At 41.7% G+C, this 17,049-nt stretch carries 12 protein-coding genes and 1 riboswitch; of the genes, 5 read left to right on the top strand and 7 right to left on the bottom strand.

The features are described 5' to 3' along the window. The first annotated feature begins 31 nt into the window (after positions 1-31). On the top strand, positions 32-1,951 hold the full coding sequence (dnaK, locus tag DSM08_RS02830; RefSeq protein WP_149524722.1) for a molecular chaperone DnaK: 1,920 nt from the start codon (positions 32-34) through the stop codon (positions 1,949-1,951). 138 nt (positions 1,952-2,089) lie between these two features. Here dnaK and DSM08_RS02825 read toward each other — a convergent pair whose 3' ends face one another. The 3 genes from DSM08_RS02825 to DSM08_RS02815 form a co-directional block, all read right to left on the bottom strand. After that, a complete protein-coding gene (locus DSM08_RS02825; protein WP_246172426.1) occupies positions 2,090-2,773 on the bottom strand; it encodes a TIGR02117 family protein in 684 nt (227 codons plus the stop codon). A gap of 233 nt (positions 2,774-3,006) precedes the next feature. Continuing rightward, on the bottom strand, positions 3,007-3,921 hold the full coding sequence (locus DSM08_RS02820) for a sugar phosphate nucleotidyltransferase (RefSeq protein WP_149524721.1): 915 nt from the start codon (positions 3,919-3,921) through the stop codon (positions 3,007-3,009). Between the two features lie 55 nt (positions 3,922-3,976). Next, positions 3,977-5,527 carry a helicase HerA-like domain-containing protein gene (locus DSM08_RS02815; protein ID WP_149524720.1) on the bottom strand — a complete coding sequence of 517 codons (1,551 nt, stop codon included), beginning with the start codon at positions 5,525-5,527 and terminating at the stop codon, positions 3,977-3,979. A gap of 175 nt (positions 5,528-5,702) precedes the next feature. On the opposite strand from DSM08_RS02815, the gene DSM08_RS02810 reads away from it, so the two are divergent. From DSM08_RS02810 to DSM08_RS02800, 3 genes are all read left to right on the top strand, one after another. Continuing rightward, positions 5,703-6,074, top strand: coding sequence for a hypothetical protein (locus DSM08_RS02810; protein ID WP_149524719.1), 372 nt, complete (start codon positions 5,703-5,705; stop codon positions 6,072-6,074). Positions 6,075-6,189: 115 nt separating this feature from the next. Continuing rightward, the gene (locus DSM08_RS02805; RefSeq protein ID WP_149524718.1) at positions 6,190-7,779 is read left to right on the top strand and encodes a SulP family inorganic anion transporter; all 1,590 of its coding nucleotides are present in this window, start codon (positions 6,190-6,192) and stop codon (positions 7,777-7,779) included. 71 nt (positions 7,780-7,850) lie between these two features. Next, the gene (locus DSM08_RS02800) at positions 7,851-8,498 is read left to right on the top strand and encodes a carbonic anhydrase (protein ID WP_149524717.1); all 648 of its coding nucleotides are present in this window, start codon (positions 7,851-7,853) and stop codon (positions 8,496-8,498) included. 78 nt (positions 8,499-8,576) lie between these two features. Here DSM08_RS02800 and DSM08_RS02795 read toward each other — a convergent pair whose 3' ends face one another. After that, a complete protein-coding gene (locus tag DSM08_RS02795) occupies positions 8,577-9,854 on the bottom strand; it encodes an FAD-dependent oxidoreductase (RefSeq protein WP_149524716.1) in 1,278 nt (425 codons plus the stop codon). Between the two features lie 93 nt (positions 9,855-9,947). Here DSM08_RS02795 and DSM08_RS02790 point away from each other — a divergent pair, with 93 nt between their 5' ends. After that, positions 9,948-11,618 carry a glutamine--tRNA ligase/YqeY domain fusion protein gene (locus DSM08_RS02790; RefSeq protein ID WP_149524715.1) on the top strand — a complete coding sequence of 557 codons (1,671 nt, stop codon included), beginning with the start codon at positions 9,948-9,950 and terminating at the stop codon, positions 11,616-11,618. Between the two features lie 82 nt (positions 11,619-11,700). On the opposite strand, the gene DSM08_RS02785 is transcribed toward DSM08_RS02790, so the two are convergent. The 3 genes from DSM08_RS02785 to rimM form a co-directional block, all read right to left on the bottom strand. Then, the gene (locus DSM08_RS02785) at positions 11,701-14,715 is read right to left on the bottom strand and encodes a glycosyltransferase family 117 protein (RefSeq protein WP_149524714.1); all 3,015 of its coding nucleotides are present in this window, start codon (positions 14,713-14,715) and stop codon (positions 11,701-11,703) included. 270 nt (positions 14,716-14,985) lie between these two features. Continuing rightward, positions 14,986-15,942 (bottom strand): methylenetetrahydrofolate reductase, encoded by a 957-nt coding sequence (locus DSM08_RS02780; protein ID WP_149524713.1) that lies wholly within the window; start codon positions 15,940-15,942, stop codon positions 14,986-14,988. Between the two features lie 45 nt (positions 15,943-15,987). Then, positions 15,988-16,086: riboswitch (SAM riboswitch) on the bottom strand. A gap of 79 nt (positions 16,087-16,165) precedes the next feature. Then, entirely contained in the window at positions 16,166-16,693 is a 528-nt protein-coding gene (rimM, locus tag DSM08_RS02775; protein WP_149524712.1) for a ribosome maturation factor RimM, read from the bottom strand. Between the last annotated feature and the right edge of the window lie 356 nt (positions 16,694-17,049).

The raw sequence follows: 17,049 nt of genomic DNA, 5'->3' as shown, positions 1-17,049 counted from the left end.
AAAATAGTAAATAAGAAAATATAAATAAGATATGTCAAAAATTATAGGAATCGACTTAGGAACTACCAACTCATGTGTTGCTGTAATGGAAGGTAACGAACCGGTAGTTATTGCAAACAACGAAGGGAAACGTACGACGCCTTCGATTGTAGCATTTGTAGATGGTGGCGAGCGTAAAGTTGGTGACCCTGCAAAGCGTCAAGCTATCACTAACCCACACAAAACGGTATATTCCATTAAACGTTTTATGGGTACCTCATTTGACGAGGCAAAAAATGAAATTTCACATGTACCATATAAAGTGGTAAAGGGCGACAACAATACACCACGTGTAGAAATTGACGACCGTAAATATACTCCTCAAGAGATCTCGGCGATGATTCTTCAAAAGATGAAGAAAACTGCAGAGGACTATTTAGGACAAGAGGTATCTCGCGCAGTAATTACTGTTCCCGCATACTTTAACGATGCGCAGCGTCAAGCGACCAAAGAAGCTGGTGAGATTGCTGGTTTAAAAGTAGAACGTATCATCAACGAGCCTACGGCAGCAGCTTTAGCTTACGGTCTTGACAAAGCAAACAAAGACATGAAAATCGCTGTGTTCGACTGTGGTGGTGGTACACATGACGTTTCAGTGTTAGAATTAGGTGACGGTGTATTTGAAGTAAAATCTACTGATGGCGATACACACTTAGGTGGTGATGACTTCGATAACGCAATCATCAACTGGTTAGCGGCAGAATTTGCTGACGAAAACAATGGCTTCGACTTGAAGAAAGACGCGATGGCATTGCAACGTTTGAAAGAAGCTGCTGAGAAAGCGAAGATTGAATTATCAAGCACAACATCTACGGAGATCAACTTACCATACATCACTGCTGATGCAACAGGTCCCAAACACTTAGTTCGTAATTTATCACGTGCTAAATTTGAAAGCTTAGTTGCTCCATTAGTAGAGCGTACAATCGAGCCTTGCCGTACAGCATTGAAAAACGCTGGTTTCAGCACTTCAGATATCGATGAGGTTATCTTGGTAGGTGGTTCTACACGTATCCCTGCAATCCAAGAAGCGGTTAAGAAATTCTTCGGAAAAGAGCCTTCAAAAGGCGTTAACCCTGACGAGGTTGTAGCATTAGGTGCTGCTATCCAAGGTGGTGTATTAACTGGTGAGGTTAAGGATGTATTATTATTAGACGTTACTCCACTTTCATTAGGTATCGAAACAATGGGTGGTGTGATGACAAAATTAATCGAGTCTAACACAACAATCCCTACACGTAAATCGGAGGTTTTCTCGACAGCATCAGATAACCAACCATCTGTAGAGATCCATGTGTTACAAGGTGAGCGCCCGATGGCTGCACAGAACCGTACATTAGGACGTTTCCAACTGACAGACATCCCTCCTGCTCCACGTGGTATCCCTCAAATCGAAGTAGTATTCGATATCGATGCCAACGGTATCATCAAAGTATCAGCGATCGATAAAGCTACAGGTAAAGAGCAAAACATTCGTATCGAAGCTTCATCAGGTCTATCAGACGAGGAAGTAAAACGTATGAAACAAGAAGCAGAAGCTAACGCTGAAGCGGATAAAAAAGTAAAAGAAGAAGTTGATAAGTTGAACTCTGCTGATGCATTGGTCTTCTCTACCGAAAAACAATTGAAAGAATACGGCGACAAGATCTCAGCAGACAAAAAAGCACCTATCGAAGCAGGCTTAGAGAAATTGAAAGCTGCTCATGCTGCTAAAAACTTTGAAGACATCGATACTGCATCTACTGAGTTACAAAACGCTTGGAACGCTGCATCTGAAGAGATGTACGCAGCATCTCAACAAGGCGCAGGCCAAGAGCAAGCGCAAGGCAATGCCGGACAACAAGCCAACAACGGCGGAAACCAAGGCGGCGCAGATGATGTGCAAGATGTAGATTTTGAAGAAGTGAAATAAAAAAACAATTCATAAAATAAAAAAGGCTCGATTCAGTTGAATCGAGCCTTTTTTATTTATGAGACATTAGACATAAGACATCAGATGTTAGACTTCTTTCTGCCTAACATCTGATGTCTTATATCTAATGTCTAAAATCTACTTTTCGTAATGTCTCAAAACTCCTTTATCAAATACCGTCCAGATGCCGCTTGGCATGTTGGCTTTTTTGAGGGCTTTGTTGGTCCAGGTGTTGCAGGAGAAGAATAGGTTGTAGGCACCTTTGGCTTCGTAGAAGGCGTCGTCTTGGCCGTATTGGGCGTTTGTTTGGATGAGGATTGGTTTTCCGTCGGCGTCTGTGTCTAGGGCCGCGAGGATGTAGTCGCGCAGGGCTTTGTATTGGGAGCGATCGATGGTTACTTTGTGGCAAAGATCGTTTTCAACCATTTGGTTATAGTAGGTGATATGCAATGCGGTTTCACCTATACCGATTCCGGCGATGAGGGCTGTTTTAAGGGTTAGGTCTTTCCATTCGGGGGTATTGAGGTAGAAGCCTTTATCGCCCCAGCCTATGGATACGTAGGGTTGATTGGGATTTTTACCCTTGGTATTTTCTATTGGAAATACGCTAGTCCAGTCTTGGAGATCGTTTTTAATGGGCAATACGATATCGGTATGCACGCCATTGGAAAGCACATAGGCTTCAATTTCGAGCGGAAGCGATATGCTTTGTGACTTGGGCGATGGAATACGGGATAGGATTGCATCGGCTCCGAAATAGAGCCCCGCGAATACAATTAGACCAAGTAGGATATAAAGGATAGTTAGCATAAATCGCTTCATAGTTCGATGGATATGCTGCTAATATCGGGAAATTGATGTAAAAAAAATATCCATGATTCCAGTGAATCATGAATCGGGAGGAAAGTTGTTGATGGTCTGTGAAAACTTTCATATTTCGGTTGAAACAGCAATAGGGATGCGAATTCTTAATGGCCTTTGAAAACAGAGACTTTCAGAAAAAACAATGGCAGGTTTTTGAACCTGCCATTGAATATTGATATATCCAAGATTTCTTAGAATAGTTTTTCAGGATAAACACCGTCAGCAACCAATTTAGAGATGCTTTCTTGAACGATTGGTTTATCTTCCATGTATGTTACTCCGAACCATTTTGAAGAAGTTGGGATGACGCGGTAATCTGCTAATCCTTCTTTCACCATGTAATCTGGAATGGTAGGGATAAAGAATTCTGATTTAGGATTATCGCCATTCTCTTCAACAAACTTAGGGAATAGGGATAACGCGATATCAAATACTTTTGGAGTAAAGCCCCAGAAGTTCATCGAAACACGCGTATCAGCAGGCAATTCAGTTTCTACACCGTTTTCTTCAAATACGATTTTCTTGTTGCCCGCATCGTCAGTTTTATAGAAAATATTAACACGTTCTGTAACAGAATCCATATGTCCTTCAGCATTTACCTCACAAACACCTCTAGATACATAGCCGTAGTCTGACATCGTATTGCCTAATTCAAAGCCCATCAAAGACATGTGGGTATCATTGACATCGTTGGTCAGGAAATCTGCCATCTTTTTGAAGGCATCGTAGCCATAGAAGTCATCTGCGTTGATTACACAGAATGGACCATCTACTTTATCTTTAGCGCTCATTACCGCATGGGCAGTTCCCCAAGGTTTTGTGCGTTCAATTTCACGGTCAACACCGAATTTCTTTAAGTTGAAATCTTGGAAGGCATAATCTACCTCGATCTTGCCATTTAGTTTCTTGTCGAATTTCTCGCGCATTACCTGCTCGAATTCTTCGCGAATAATAAATACTACTTTTCCAAAACCGGCTCTAATAGCATCATAAATGGAGTAATCAATAATCGTTTCGCCGTGTGGTCCGAATCCGTCTACTTGCTTTAATGAACCATAGCGGCTAGCCATTCCTGCTGCCAGAACTACCAAAGTAGGTTTTCCCATAATTATCTTATTTTATGTTTAGTATTTTAATAGCGTTGCAAATATAGTATTTTATCTATTTCTTTTTGAAGATCGCGTTTAGGATTCCCGTTGCTATCTTCCCTAATAGCTTGGAGCCCTCGCGTGCTAAGGTGCGGGATGCTTGGTTTTGTGCCGCCTCTAGCGGGGTCTGCCTTCTGGAGCTGGAAGACGATCTAGACTTGCTGGCTTTCTCCTGCTCTTTGCGCGCAGCTTCCGTCGCCTGTTGCTGTTCGAACTGCGCCATACGCTCATCTATAATCTCTGCTGCTGTACGTCGCTCTACGCGCTCCTGATATTTACTTGCATAATCTGAACCGCTGACAAGTTCTGTGTACAATTGCGAGCTGCACGGCCCCATTACTGCTCGTGCAGGTACGAGATGGGTTGCTACTACTTCTGTAGGGATACCCTTATCGTTCAATACCGTAACTAGGGCTTGACCCGTACCTAAGGAGGTCAATATTTTATCGATCTCATAAAAATCAGATCTTGGATAGGTTTTTACCGTCTTGCGAAGATTCTCTGCATCATTCGGAGTAAAGGCACGCAAAGCATGTTGTACGCGATTTCCTAATTGTCCTAATACACTCTCGGGGATATCCGTCGCTGCCTGAGTACAAAAGAACACGCCTATGCCCTTCGATCGGATCAACCGGACGATCTGTTCAATCTGTGTTAAGAAAGCCTTAGAGGCGTCGTTAAATAGTAAATGGGCTTCGTCGAAGAAGAATACTAATTTGGGTTTATCGAGATCCCCGACCTCTGGTAGATGTTTAAAAAGCTGTGCTAGCAAACTAAGCAGGAAAGTAGAGAACAACAAGGGCTGATCTTGTATATCGGAAATATTCAGCAGTGTGATAACGCCTTTTCCATCAACTTTACCAAATAGATCATTGATATCGAACTCTTTTTCGCCGAAGATATGTTCTAAACCCTGCTGCTCGATAGCGACGATCTTCCGAAGAATAGTACTCGCCGATGCCGAACTGATCTTTCCGTAATCGGCTTTGATTTCCTCCGCACCCGGGCCCTCAGATAGGTAGCTCAGCAGTTTCTTTAAATCTTGAAAGTCTACAATCGGCAACTGATTATCGTCGGCATACTTGAAGATCGCACTCAATACGCCGGACTGTGTATCATTCAAGTCCAGGATTCTGGACAAAAGCACAGGACCAAAGTCTTCTACCGTGACACGCATTGGGGCACCAAGCTTACCGCTTAGTGAAAATAATTCGATAGGAAAACTGGAAGGCTCGAAAGGAATACCCACGGCGTTTCCGCGCTCGATCAATGCGTCGTTTGTTTTTCCCGGTTCTGCTAATCCCGAGAGATCGCCTTTGACGTCGAGCATTAAAACAGGAACACCAGCATCCGAAAGCTGTTCGGCCATGAGTTGTAGCGTTCGGGTTTTACCGGTTCCGGTTGCACCAGCGATCAAACCGTGGCGGTTCATCATCTTTAGCGCCAAATTTACTTTGGCAGCGGTAACAACCTCTCCATTTAGGATACCTGATCCTAATTGTATAAATGGCCCTTTAGGGCTATAAGAAGCGGTAATTTTGTCGATAAACGGTTGTGTTATCATAGATTTTTATTCAGGTAATGCACTCAATAAATAAAGATAATATTCTAATTATAAACTTAAGTAGTTTTCTAATATTAACAAATTGTTAGCCAATCAGGATTAAATACATAGTTTTGTCATCATTTCACAATTTAATTCCAAAAAAAGTGATTTTTTAAAATTTAATTTTATTTTTGTGAAGTTTATGATTGCAGAGACTCATTTCTTTTCTAAAACACAGCGCATAATAGCAGCGAAATTATGCTTCTTCATCTTCTTCACGAAGATGCTGATTAGCATGACGCCTATTTTTGTGGACGTCTTAGACCGAGGAACTGTTTTGCAAGTCGTGATGCAATTAGAAATTGAGAACACGGCGAAAGGCAATAACAGTAACAACGAAGATTTGCATGAGCACAGTATCAAGATTTTCAAACCTGATGCTATGGATTTCCTTAGCTTCAATCCAACGGTAGAAAACACTGGACGCACGAAACATTACCTTAAAAATGAAAGGACGATCTGTGCCTTTCATCCACGCGTTCCTACACCGCCTCCTAACGCGTAATTCAACATCCATTTTATTTTAAATCGCCTTTCTGATGCTACTTTGCTAGGTCTTAATGGCTGTACTGGCGATTATTACATCGTTAAATGTTGAATTTTAAAAAGTTATTTTTATTATGTTAGGAACACGTTTGTCTGCTTTTCTCAAATTATCGAAAAGAGACTTAAAATATGACTTCCCCGCAAGTATTGTAGTATTTTTAGTGGCATTGCCACTCTGTTTAGGAATTGCCATGGCTTCTGGAGCGCCTCTTTTTGCAGGTGTTTTAACGGGAATCATTGGTGGTATAGTTGTCGCATCGATCTCCGGGTCGGCACTAAGTGTTAGTGGCCCTGCGGCAGGATTAACCGTTATTGTATTAGGTGCGATCACCCAACTAGGTGCTTATCAAACATTCTTACTAGCTGTTATGCTGGCGGGCGTTATCCAATTGGTATTAGGTGTCATCAAAGCCGGTATGATTGGTAACTATTTCCCTTCTTCAGTTATTCTGGGGATGCTGGCTGCTATCGGTATTACGATTATCCTTAAGCAAATTCCATTAGCTTTTGGTATGACCGAAACACATGCATTCGAAGTGGAAGATGGCGGCGGTATTGCTGCTTTCACAAACACAATATTTTCTAGTGTAAACTGGGGAGCAACAATCATCTGTTTATTATCACTAGCTGTATTAATTTTCTGGCCGAATATTAAGAAGCTGAACAAAATCCCTGCTCCTCTAATCGTTGTGATTCTAGGCGTTGGATTAGGATTTGCATTTCAAGGAACTTCTTTCGCATTGAATCCAGATCACTTTGTGTCCATTCCTGTAGTATCTTCATTTGCAGAGTTCAAGGGCTTATTTATCTTCCCTGACTTCACGCAGATTGTTAATCAAGAGGTATGGGTAGTTGCATTTACTATCGCCATTATCGCGAGTTTAGAGACGCTTTTGAGTATTGAAGCGGTTGATAAGATCGACCCATTCAAGCGTAACTCTCCTACAAACAGAGAGTTAGTAGCACAGGGTATAGGAAATATGACGAGTGGTTTATTAGGTGGTTTACCAATGACTTCGGTTATCGTAAGATCTTCGGCGAATGCAAACTCTGGTGGACGTACTAGACAGTCGGCTATCCTACATGGTTTATGGTTATTAGTAGCTCTCTTAGCTATTCCATCTATCATTAATTTGATTCCATTGGCTGGTTTAGCTGCAATCTTATTGCACACAGGTTTTAAATTGGCGAAGCCAGCTTTATTCAAACAGATCTACAAAAAAGGATTGGATCAATTTATTCCTTTCTTCGTCACAGTTGCAGCGGTAGTATTTACCGATTTGTTAACTGGAGTAGGTATTGGTATCGTGGTAGCAACCTTCTATATCTTGAAAGCGAACATGACGAATGCATATCAGTTCAACATCGTTCAGAAAGAAGATACAGATACTGCGGTTCTAACGCTTGCTGAAGAAGTGACATTCTTAAACAAAGCGCCTATCCAACAGAAGCTATACAACTTACCAAAGGGTGTTAAGTCGGTGGTCATCGATGGTCAGAAAAGTAAATTTATTGACAAGGATGTTATTGACGTAATCAAGGATTTCGAACAAAATGCATTGAGCAAAGGCTTGGAAATTGAGCTGAACGATGTGAATTACAAGAAGAAGTCCTTCAATGGTAATTTTCGCTTAAAAAAACAAAAACTTCAAAAAGTAGTTTAATTAATTCAAAGAAATTCTGAAACTTGTGCAACCCTTTTCAGGGTTGCCATTAAATCATATTGACAAAAAACATGGAAAATAAAGTATTAGAAACTGGTTTCAACAACATTAAAGAGGGTAACAAAGAGTGGGTTGAGTTCGTGAAAAACGACGAAACGGGCAGATTTCAACAATTAGCAAAAGGCCAAAGTCCGGAAGTATTATGGATCGGATGCGCTGATAGCCGTGTTCCTGCGAACGAATTGACCGGTAAGAAACCAGGAGAAGTATTTGTACATCGCAATATTGCCAACATGTGTGTTCACTCGGATATGAGTATGCTTTCTGTACTTGACTATGCAGTGAATGTTTTAAAGGTAAAACATGTTATCGTGGCTGGACACTATGGTTGTGGAGGTGTAGCTGCTTCTTTAAGCTCTACGCAATACGGTATTATCGACAACTGGTTATGCCATATCAAAGATGTTTACCGCCTACATGCTGAAGAAATTGATGCTATCGAAGATAAAGAACAAAAAGCTGATCGTTTGGTCGAATTAAATGTAAAAGAGCAGGTTTTTAATTTATGCAGTACATCGATTATTCAAAATGCATGGAAAGAGCGTGATGATTTAGCTGTCCATGGGATGGTAATCAATATCGGAACGGGAGAGTTGATCGATCAAGGTTGTACATATACCGGAACTGATAAACTAGGTAATGTGTTTGCTTTCAAATAGGCCTGACTCATTAAAATTCAACAATAAAAGCTTGTTCATTCGAACAAGCTTTTATTGTATATAATCATTTAGCAACTGCTATTTTTTAAACTGCCCATCCACGCTGATTGCCTTTGCATAGGACGCGGAATAAAGATCCGTAACAACTGCAAGCTGCCCTCGCGTGACAAAGGCTTCGGGATCATAATTTCCTTCAAACTTTCTTTTCGTAGACCATTCCTTTATGAGTTGTTGTTCAACCTCATCCCCTTTCAAGGAAACAAACTTGATCAGGCTAATCAAGTCCTTCCATTTCATTTCTTCATTTCGGTAGTTGTCTAAAAACCATAGCTGACTGCGAGAATAGATATCATTTAAGACTCCTTTGACATCATCGAACCTAACTGCGGTATCCTTATGGAAGTACATAGCACCATCCTTTACTTCTCCTAGAAAGAACCCTGTTAAATAGAACTTTTGAATAGAAGCATAATGCGGATCATCAATTGCAATATCAACATACGGATTCAATCTAGCATTGAAAGTCAGTAATTCCGATTGTACTTTTCGGACATCAAGTTTCTCGATGTTTGTGTCAAAAAAAGCGCAATAACCTGCAACTGCAGCCAATCCTTGTCCTAGCGCAATGCTCATAGGTATATCATTGGGCGAATCGCTCAATTCGCTTCCGGGACCTATGCTGAACATGTTTTCATATTGAGCATTCAAAAGCTGTTGTAAAGTAGCCAGATACACTTCTCCGGCGCGTTCTTCTACTGCCATCGTCGTACGACTTAAGGGCAATGTAACTTGCGATACGGGCAAGAATGCAGTTTTTCTCGCCGCCATAGTATCAGGCAATGTTAGGTTTCGATAAAGCTTCCCATCCTTTGTAGCGTCGATTACTACAGGTACGCTAAAGCGTTCCTTATTAGACAACATCAACTGCCAGTTCCTCCTCCCCCGCTCGCATTTGCTGATATCCTCCCCAACAATAATCGTTACACCCTGCATCTTCGCCTTAAACCGCTCGATACTATTCGTCGCTAGTCTAGGGCTAAAGTCACTTTTCACGGTGTTCGCCAGTACTTGGTCTTTCGTCTTACTCATCGCCATATCCATGAGCAATTCCATCCAAATCCCACCATTCAGATTATATTTTTGATCAATAACAACTTTCTCATTGGAATTGCTTGCTAAGAAATCAAGATTGTCGATTACTAAAATCGTCTCGACATTAGACTTGCTGGCTTGAACAGCAGCAGCCCAACCCACAAAACCATCCGCATATATCAGCATCTTTGGCTTTGGTCTTTTTTGCGCGAAAGTGACCACTGGAAGGAGCAAGAAAATAAGTAGGAAAAATCTAAATCTCATAATGAATATTTAATAACCCGAAAATAAGTAAAAAGCAGTAAGTATTCGGTACCATCTCATCCAATATATCGATGAAATACCTAACTTTGCTACATGGTAGAAGAAGAAAAATCATTGAATTTTATTGAAGAGATTATCGAAGAGGATCTTCGAAATGGGAAGAATGATGGCCGCGTGCTAACACGTTTCCCTCCCGAGCCAAATGGCTATCTTCATATCGGACATGCAAAATCCATCTGTTTAAACTTCGCATTAGCACAGAAGTATAACGGAAAAACAAACCTACGTTTTGATGATACCAACCCGGTAACGGAAGATGTGGAGTATGTGGATAGTATCAAGCACGATATTCAATGGTTGGGATTCCAGTGGGCTGAAGAGCTATACACTTCCGACTATTTCGATACTCTATACGCCTATGCTGTCGAGTTGATTAAAAAGGATCTCGCTTATGTAGATGACAGTACTGCTGAAGAAATCGCAGCGGCTAAAGGTACGCCTACTGAACCGGGAACTCCTACGCCAGCACGCAGCCGCAGCATTGAAGAAAACCTTCAGTTGTTTGAAGAAATGCGCGAAGGCAAGTATAAGGACGGAGAGAAAGTACTACGTGCGAAAATAGATCTAGCGAGTCCGAACATGCACATGCGCGATCCTATTATCTACCGCATCAAGCATGCTCATCATCACCGTACAGGAGATAAATGGTGTATCTATCCGATGTATGATTTCGCACATGGACAATCAGACTCCATCGAAAAAATCACGCATTCTGTTTGTACACTAGAATTTATTCCGCACCGTCCATTATATGATTGGTTGATTGATAGACTGGAGATTTTCCCGTCGAAACAATACGAATTTGCTCGCCTAAATCTAAACTACACGGTAATGAGCAAGCGTAAGCTGTTGCAATTAGTAAACGAGAAATTCGTTGAAGGTTGGGACGACCCACGTATGCCGACGATCTCAGGACTGCGCAGACGCGGCTATACGCCTGCAAGTATTCGTAATTTCTGCGAACGCATCGGTATACAAAAGCGCGAAAACATGATTGATGTTAGTCTTTTGGAGTTCTGTATCCGCGAAGATTTGAATAAAACAGCATGGCGCAGAATGGCAGTTCTTGATCCGATTAAGTTGATTATCACGAACTATCCAGAAGGCCAAGTTGAGGAGCTGCACGGTGAAAATAACCCTGAAGTAGAAGGTGGCGAGGGGTCACGTATTATTCCGTTCTCAAAAGAGCTCTGGATCGAGCGTGATGACTTCATGGAAGATGCACCTAAGAAGTTCTTCCGATTAGGACCTGGACTTTCTGTACGCTTGAAACACGGCTATATTGTTACTTGTACAGACTTTAAGAAAGACGAGCAAGGCAATGTGACAGAAGTTTACTGTGAATACGCACCTAACTCAAAATCAGGAGAAGACACTTCCGGCATGAAAGTGAAAGGAACTATCCATTGGGTATCGGTCGAGCATGCCAGAGAAGCAGAGGTGAGACTTTACGACCGTTTATTCCATGACGAAAACCCTGCGGCTGCCGAAGATTTCAAATCATCGATCAACAAGGATAGTCTACAAATCATCGAAAAAGCTTATATCGAACCAGACTTAGCAAACGCGGAGATTGGAAAAGGGTATCAGTTTATCCGCCTAGGATATTTTACACCAGACAACAAACTTTCAACTGCTGAAAAGCCAGTGTTTAACCGTACGGTAACATTGAAAGACTCTTGGGCTAAGGAAGCAAAAAAATAATTTTAAAGAATTAGATAAAATAAAAAGAGGAGCTTTCGCTCCTCTTTTCTTTTATCTAAAATCTAATTATTGATATATTTTCTCAACTCCCCTGCAGCCATGCCTGCTCATACTTACTCCAAACCCGATTCCCTTCTGCAACCAATCCCTCGTCACCAATCTGCTTCAATATAGCTTGATATCTTTCCAATGCTCCTAAGCCGAGTTGAATACTATACAGATCATATCCCTCAGAAGCTTCCATAATACCTTTTTGGTAATTCAGCTTCTCGTCTATCGCTTTGATGTTCTTTGCCGCCAGTTCTTTCGCTTTATCAAGCTCCTTCACCTTCACTAAGGTATCTGCAAGTATTGCATTCAAATAACTCTGGCGCATAGTCTTTGGCTCCTTAGGCTGATGCTCAAGAGCAACTAGCGCTAGCTTCTTCGCTTCCGGAAGCTTATTCTTCTGCACCAAACTCTCCAGTCCTTGTGCATACAGATTCGGCTGCACATAAGAATCATAGATAAAATTAGAGTCGGTATCAAAGTAATCAAGATTCTTGATATCCGTCCATTTGAACTTCTCTACCGCATTTGTATAGATTGCCTCTGTATTGATCAAAGTAGCGTCATCAGCCTGTTGACCAACTTCCACCGGCATCAAACGGTAAACTAGCCCTTCCGATGCTAAATACTTATCCATCCCCATGAAAATATCATTAGGTGCCTGCTTCACAAAGTAAATCGGTCGCTCCCAATTATTATTTTCCAACAAGCCCATTAGGCTCAGCTCTGCACGCGACACATAATTCTGATTGTAATCCCACTGCATATATTCCGGAATAGCGTTTTCCCACTCCTGCGGTACTACCTTATTCTTCAACACCTGCTCTCTATCAATCTTCAATTGCAGTTTCTTCGTCGGCATGACATTCACATACTCCCCAGACTGCAATTGCATCATATTCTGTTGATTATCCGAAAGCATAATATCCAATACGGTCTTCACATCCGTATAACCCTCTACCCCCATATCAAACACCTGAATACCATCCCGTTGTCCACGCTTCACCTTATCATAAGCAAATCCCAATGGCAATGCTTTCGACTCGTTAATGTCGGTTAAAGCCTGCTCCACATACCAATCAGACTGCAGATAACCATAATTCAACACCCGTACATCCGGTCTAACACCTTCTACCTCCTGCAAATACCACAGCGGGAAAGTATCGTTGTCCGCATAGGTGAATAGGATTGCATTTGGCGCACAAGAATTCAGCATGTTCATTGCAAAATCTCTGGTCATCATACGCTCCGATCGATTGTGATCATTCCAATTTTCCTTCAACAGTAAAGTCGGAACAGCCAGCAAACAGATAGCAGAACTTGCCAAAGCTAAGGTCTTCGCCGGAACCTTCACTAATTTCGTTAACAAGTCCACAACAGCAACTACCCCTAATCCAATCCAGATCGCAAATACGTAAAATGATCCCGCGTAAGCATAATCTCTTTCCCTAGGCTGATTAGGCGTCTGATTCAAGTAAATCACGATTGCCAAACCAGTGAAAAAGAACAGCAATCCCAAAATAGCCGTATCCTTCTTGCTCTTCTTCAACTGCCATAATATCCCAAGAAAACCAAGCAATAAAGGCAAGAAAAAATAAGTATTCCTGCTCGGATCCTTTAACATGCTATTTGACAAATGCGACTGTCCAGGCAAACGGAGATTATCAAGAAATGTGATTCCCGACAACCAATTGCCCGCATAAACCTGCCCCTGACTAGGCACATCGTTCTGACGCCCAACGAAGTTCCACAGGAAGTAGCGAGCATACATATGGTTCAACTGATAATTGAAGAAGAACTTCAAGTTATCGCCCATACTAGGCGACTGCCCCTCAGGAATATTTAAATACTGACGGTAAAATGCCGTATGTTTATCGCTATATATCCGTGGGAACAACATCTCTTTATCATAAACATAGCGGTTATTGCTGCTGATCCTGGTATAGCGATCCGCATCCTTTCTATAGGTCGAACCGGACGTCATATCAACGGGACGCGCATCAAAAGTCTGCCCTTTAAATAAAGGCTCCGATTGATATTGCTCCCGACTTAAATAACTCAATAAATTGAAGGCATTATCCGGATCATAGTTGTTCAAAGAAATATTCGTTTGTGCGCGAATCAATAACAGGCTATAAGATCCGAATCCTAAAAAGATAAAACTCAAACTCAACAGCGCCAAATGCATAATCGGCTTTGCTCTACGAGCAGCATAATAAAGCCCGAAAACAATCCCAGCAACTAAAAGCACTATAAAAAACGCCACACCCGATCCAAACGGAAGTCCCAAACTATTGACAAAGAAAAGGTCGAAATTAGCAGCAAAGCGAACGCTATACTGAATAACGCCCCATAGCACAAATGCTAAGGCCAGTACGCCCCAACCTAAGGATTTAGCAATCCCCTTCCACTCGACCTTGTTCGTCCTGCGGAAATATATCATCAAAGCAATCACCGGAATAGTCAGAAGATTCAACAAGTGCACCCCGATAGAAAGCCCCATTACATAGGCAATCGCCAATAACCATTTATTACTATCCGCTTCATCTGCCCGTGCATCCCATTTCAACGCCAACCAAAATACAACGGCAGTACATAGTGACGACATCGAATAAACCTCCGACTCCACTGCCGAGTACCAGAAAGAATCCGTAAAACTATAAGCCAACGAACCCACAATCGCGGCTCCAAAAACCTGATACAACTTTACCGAGGTCCATTCCCCATCGCTCAGAACCAGTTTCTTCGCAATAGCACTGATTGTCCAAAATAGAAATACAATCGTCAAACCGCTGCAAATTGCTGAACCGATATTCATCCAATATGCCGCCTTACTGACATCGCCCATTGCAAAATTTGAAAACACATTCTGTATCATCAGAAACAAGGGTGCCCCAGGTTGATGAACAACCTCTAACTTATGTGCCGAAGCAATAAATTCGCCCGTATCCCACCAGCTACTTGACTTTTCAACGCTCATTACATAAACTATTGTTGCCAAGATTCCACAGCTCCAGCCGAGAAGGTTATTCAGTTTTTGATAGCTCATAAGAGTATAGGTTAGTAATTCCGAATAAAGATAAACTGAAAACCAGAAACTGCGCTTCGCTTAACAAATTTTAACAGAAATTAAGCCCCCCAAACCACTCGCCCAATAAAATATTAAAAACAATCAATCAGAGTTCCCCAAAAACACCAAAATCAAAAAACCAAGACTCTCGTCTTGGCTCCTGTATCTTATAGCACAAAACCGAAATCTAAATCATCGGCTCCACGCTCTAATATCTAATGTCTAAAATCTATTATCTAACTCTAATATCTAAACTAATTTTTCTACAATCTTCTTCGTCGGTCCCGGATTACTCATTGTATAGAAATGTAGTACCGGCGCGCCAAACTCAATCAGTTCTTTACACTGTTGCACTAACCACTCCTCGCCTACCTGGCGCACATCCGCATTAGTCTTACATGCATCCACAGCATCGCTCAATTCCTCAGGGATATCCAAGTGAAAGATTCGAGGAAGCGTAATCAACTGATTCTTCGTTGTCAGGGGTTTCAAACCCGGAATAATCGGAACATGGATACCATGCTCACGACATTTCGTCACAAATTCCTTGTACTTCTCCACGTTGAAGAACATTTGCGTAACAATAAACTCCGCACCCATTTCCACCTTCTTCTTCAACCATTTAAAGTCTGTATTAAAGTTTGGTGCCTCGAAGTGCTTCTCCGGATAGCCCGCCACTCCGATACAGAAGTCGGTCTTTGCCGAGCTCTCGATATCCTCATGCAGATAACGACCATTGTTCATATCAACGACCTGCTCCAGAAGATCCGTCGCATAGGCATGACCACCAACCGTCGGTATAAAGTCCGAATCACCTTTTCTCGCGTCTCCGCGTAGTACCAACACATTATCGATACCCAAAAAGTTTAAATCGATCAAGGCATTCTCGGTCTCCTCTTTCGTAAAACCGCCACAGATCAAATGCGGAACCGCATCCACCTTATACTTACTCATAATCGCAGCACAGATAGCAACAGTGCCCGGACGCTTACGATAGGCAACACGCTCTAATAGACCACTGGAATGCTGTTTATACAGGTAATCCTCGCGATGGTAAGTAACATCGATGAAAGGCGGATTGAACTCCATAAGCTCATCCATGGTCTTGAAAATACTCTGAATTCCCTGTCCTTTTGCCGGTGGCAATAACTCAAATGAATATAGGGTCTTACCCTGTGCGTTCTTAATGTGGTCTACGATTTTCATAAAATTCCTTTAGGCTTAGAGAAAACACAGCGATACCTGAGTTTCAGCTTATCTTTCCCTATCGGGGTAGAATTTAGCACCTTGTCAAGGGACAGGTTGCTAAGGCTTCAGCGGGTCTAGTCCCTCTGCCTTTCTCTATAAGCGAGGGCTAATATCGCTAATAGAAGCAAGAACTCAAAATGAAAACCAGAAAATAAAATGGAAAAATATCGAAAACGCCGTTCTACTGCTCGAAATACATATCGATCAATCCCTCAGGAAGACGAAGTACAACAACCTGTTCCTCAGGATCTATGCCTACAATGAAGTTTTCGTTCAATGGGAACATCACTTCCGTGCCATCCATATCGACCGTAGCGATGAACTGCTGCGGCATCTCTTGTACCTGTGTAATCTCCCCAAGCTCACCTTCTTCCTCTTCAATTGCCATGTAACCTACTAAATCCGTGTAACGGAAATCATCGGGATCGCGCTCAGGCTTCTGATCTAGCGGCAAATACATTTTCTTCTTGATCAAAGGCTGGGCCTTATCAATATGATCGATGTCCTCAAAAGTAGCGTAAGCCGTACTATTGTTGTGCATCTTCAACGTATCAACGAAGTAGGGTACTAACTTCTTATTCACCTCGAGAAACAATACATCAAAATCCAAATCCATATAGTCCTCAAATTCAAAGAATAATTGCACCTCCCCTTTCAAGCCGCGGGTTTTACTGATGTAACCTATATAGAATGTTTGATCGATTGTCATAGCATGAATTTAAATACAAAAGTACAGAAATAATCGGACAATAAAACGCCTAAGGCACGCCGCTGCAATACCGTCCAATTTAACAATTAGGAAAATCAAAAAACAATGAAAATCAGGCAAAATGACAGGGATATAATTAATTGATACATAGTTGTTGAAGCAACTTAATGATATCAAAAATGTTACTATTTACATGAAAAAGCCATTTACACGATGTTGCATATGCAATCGTTTGCATGAAAATACGCAAACGATTGAGTTCAAAAATGATATAGCATTCTATTTACAAAAAGTTAATATTGCCGCAACAATACTAAATTGTGTAGCCAAGATCTACTTTTATTAAACAAGACGCT

Origin of the sequence: Sphingobacterium hotanense, from assembly GCF_008274825.1 — a bacterium.
Lineage (GTDB): Bacteria > Bacteroidota > Bacteroidia > Sphingobacteriales > Sphingobacteriaceae > Sphingobacterium > Sphingobacterium hotanense.
The sequence above is the reverse complement of the archived record's forward strand: the minus strand, read 5'-3'. Positions and strand labels throughout refer to the sequence as shown.

Coding starts and splice junctions, on each gene's coding strand:
- dnaK (WP_149524722.1), top strand. CDS start 32: ATGTCAAAAATTATAGGAATCGACTTAGGAACTACCAACTCATGTGTT.
- DSM08_RS02825 (WP_246172426.1), bottom strand. CDS start 2,773: ATGAAGCGATTTATGCTAACTATCCTTTATATCCTACTTGGTCTAATT.
- DSM08_RS02820 (WP_149524721.1), bottom strand. CDS start 3,921: ATGGGAAAACCTACTTTGGTAGTTCTGGCAGCAGGAATGGCTAGCCGC.
- DSM08_RS02815 (WP_149524720.1), bottom strand. CDS start 5,527: ATGATAACACAACCGTTTATCGACAAAATTACCGCTTCTTATAGCCCT.
- DSM08_RS02805 (WP_149524718.1), top strand. CDS start 6,190: ATGTTAGGAACACGTTTGTCTGCTTTTCTCAAATTATCGAAAAGAGAC.
- DSM08_RS02800 (WP_149524717.1), top strand. CDS start 7,851: ATGGAAAATAAAGTATTAGAAACTGGTTTCAACAACATTAAAGAGGGT.
- DSM08_RS02795 (WP_149524716.1), bottom strand. CDS start 9,854: ATGAGATTTAGATTTTTCCTACTTATTTTCTTGCTCCTTCCAGTGGTC.
- DSM08_RS02790 (WP_149524715.1), top strand. CDS start 9,948: ATGGTAGAAGAAGAAAAATCATTGAATTTTATTGAAGAGATTATCGAA.
- DSM08_RS02785 (WP_149524714.1), bottom strand. CDS start 14,715: ATGAGCTATCAAAAACTGAATAACCTTCTCGGCTGGAGCTGTGGAATC.
- DSM08_RS02780 (WP_149524713.1), bottom strand. CDS start 15,942: ATGAAAATCGTAGACCACATTAAGAACGCACAGGGTAAGACCCTATAT.
- rimM (WP_149524712.1), bottom strand. CDS start 16,693: ATGACAATCGATCAAACATTCTATATAGGTTACATCAGTAAAACCCGC.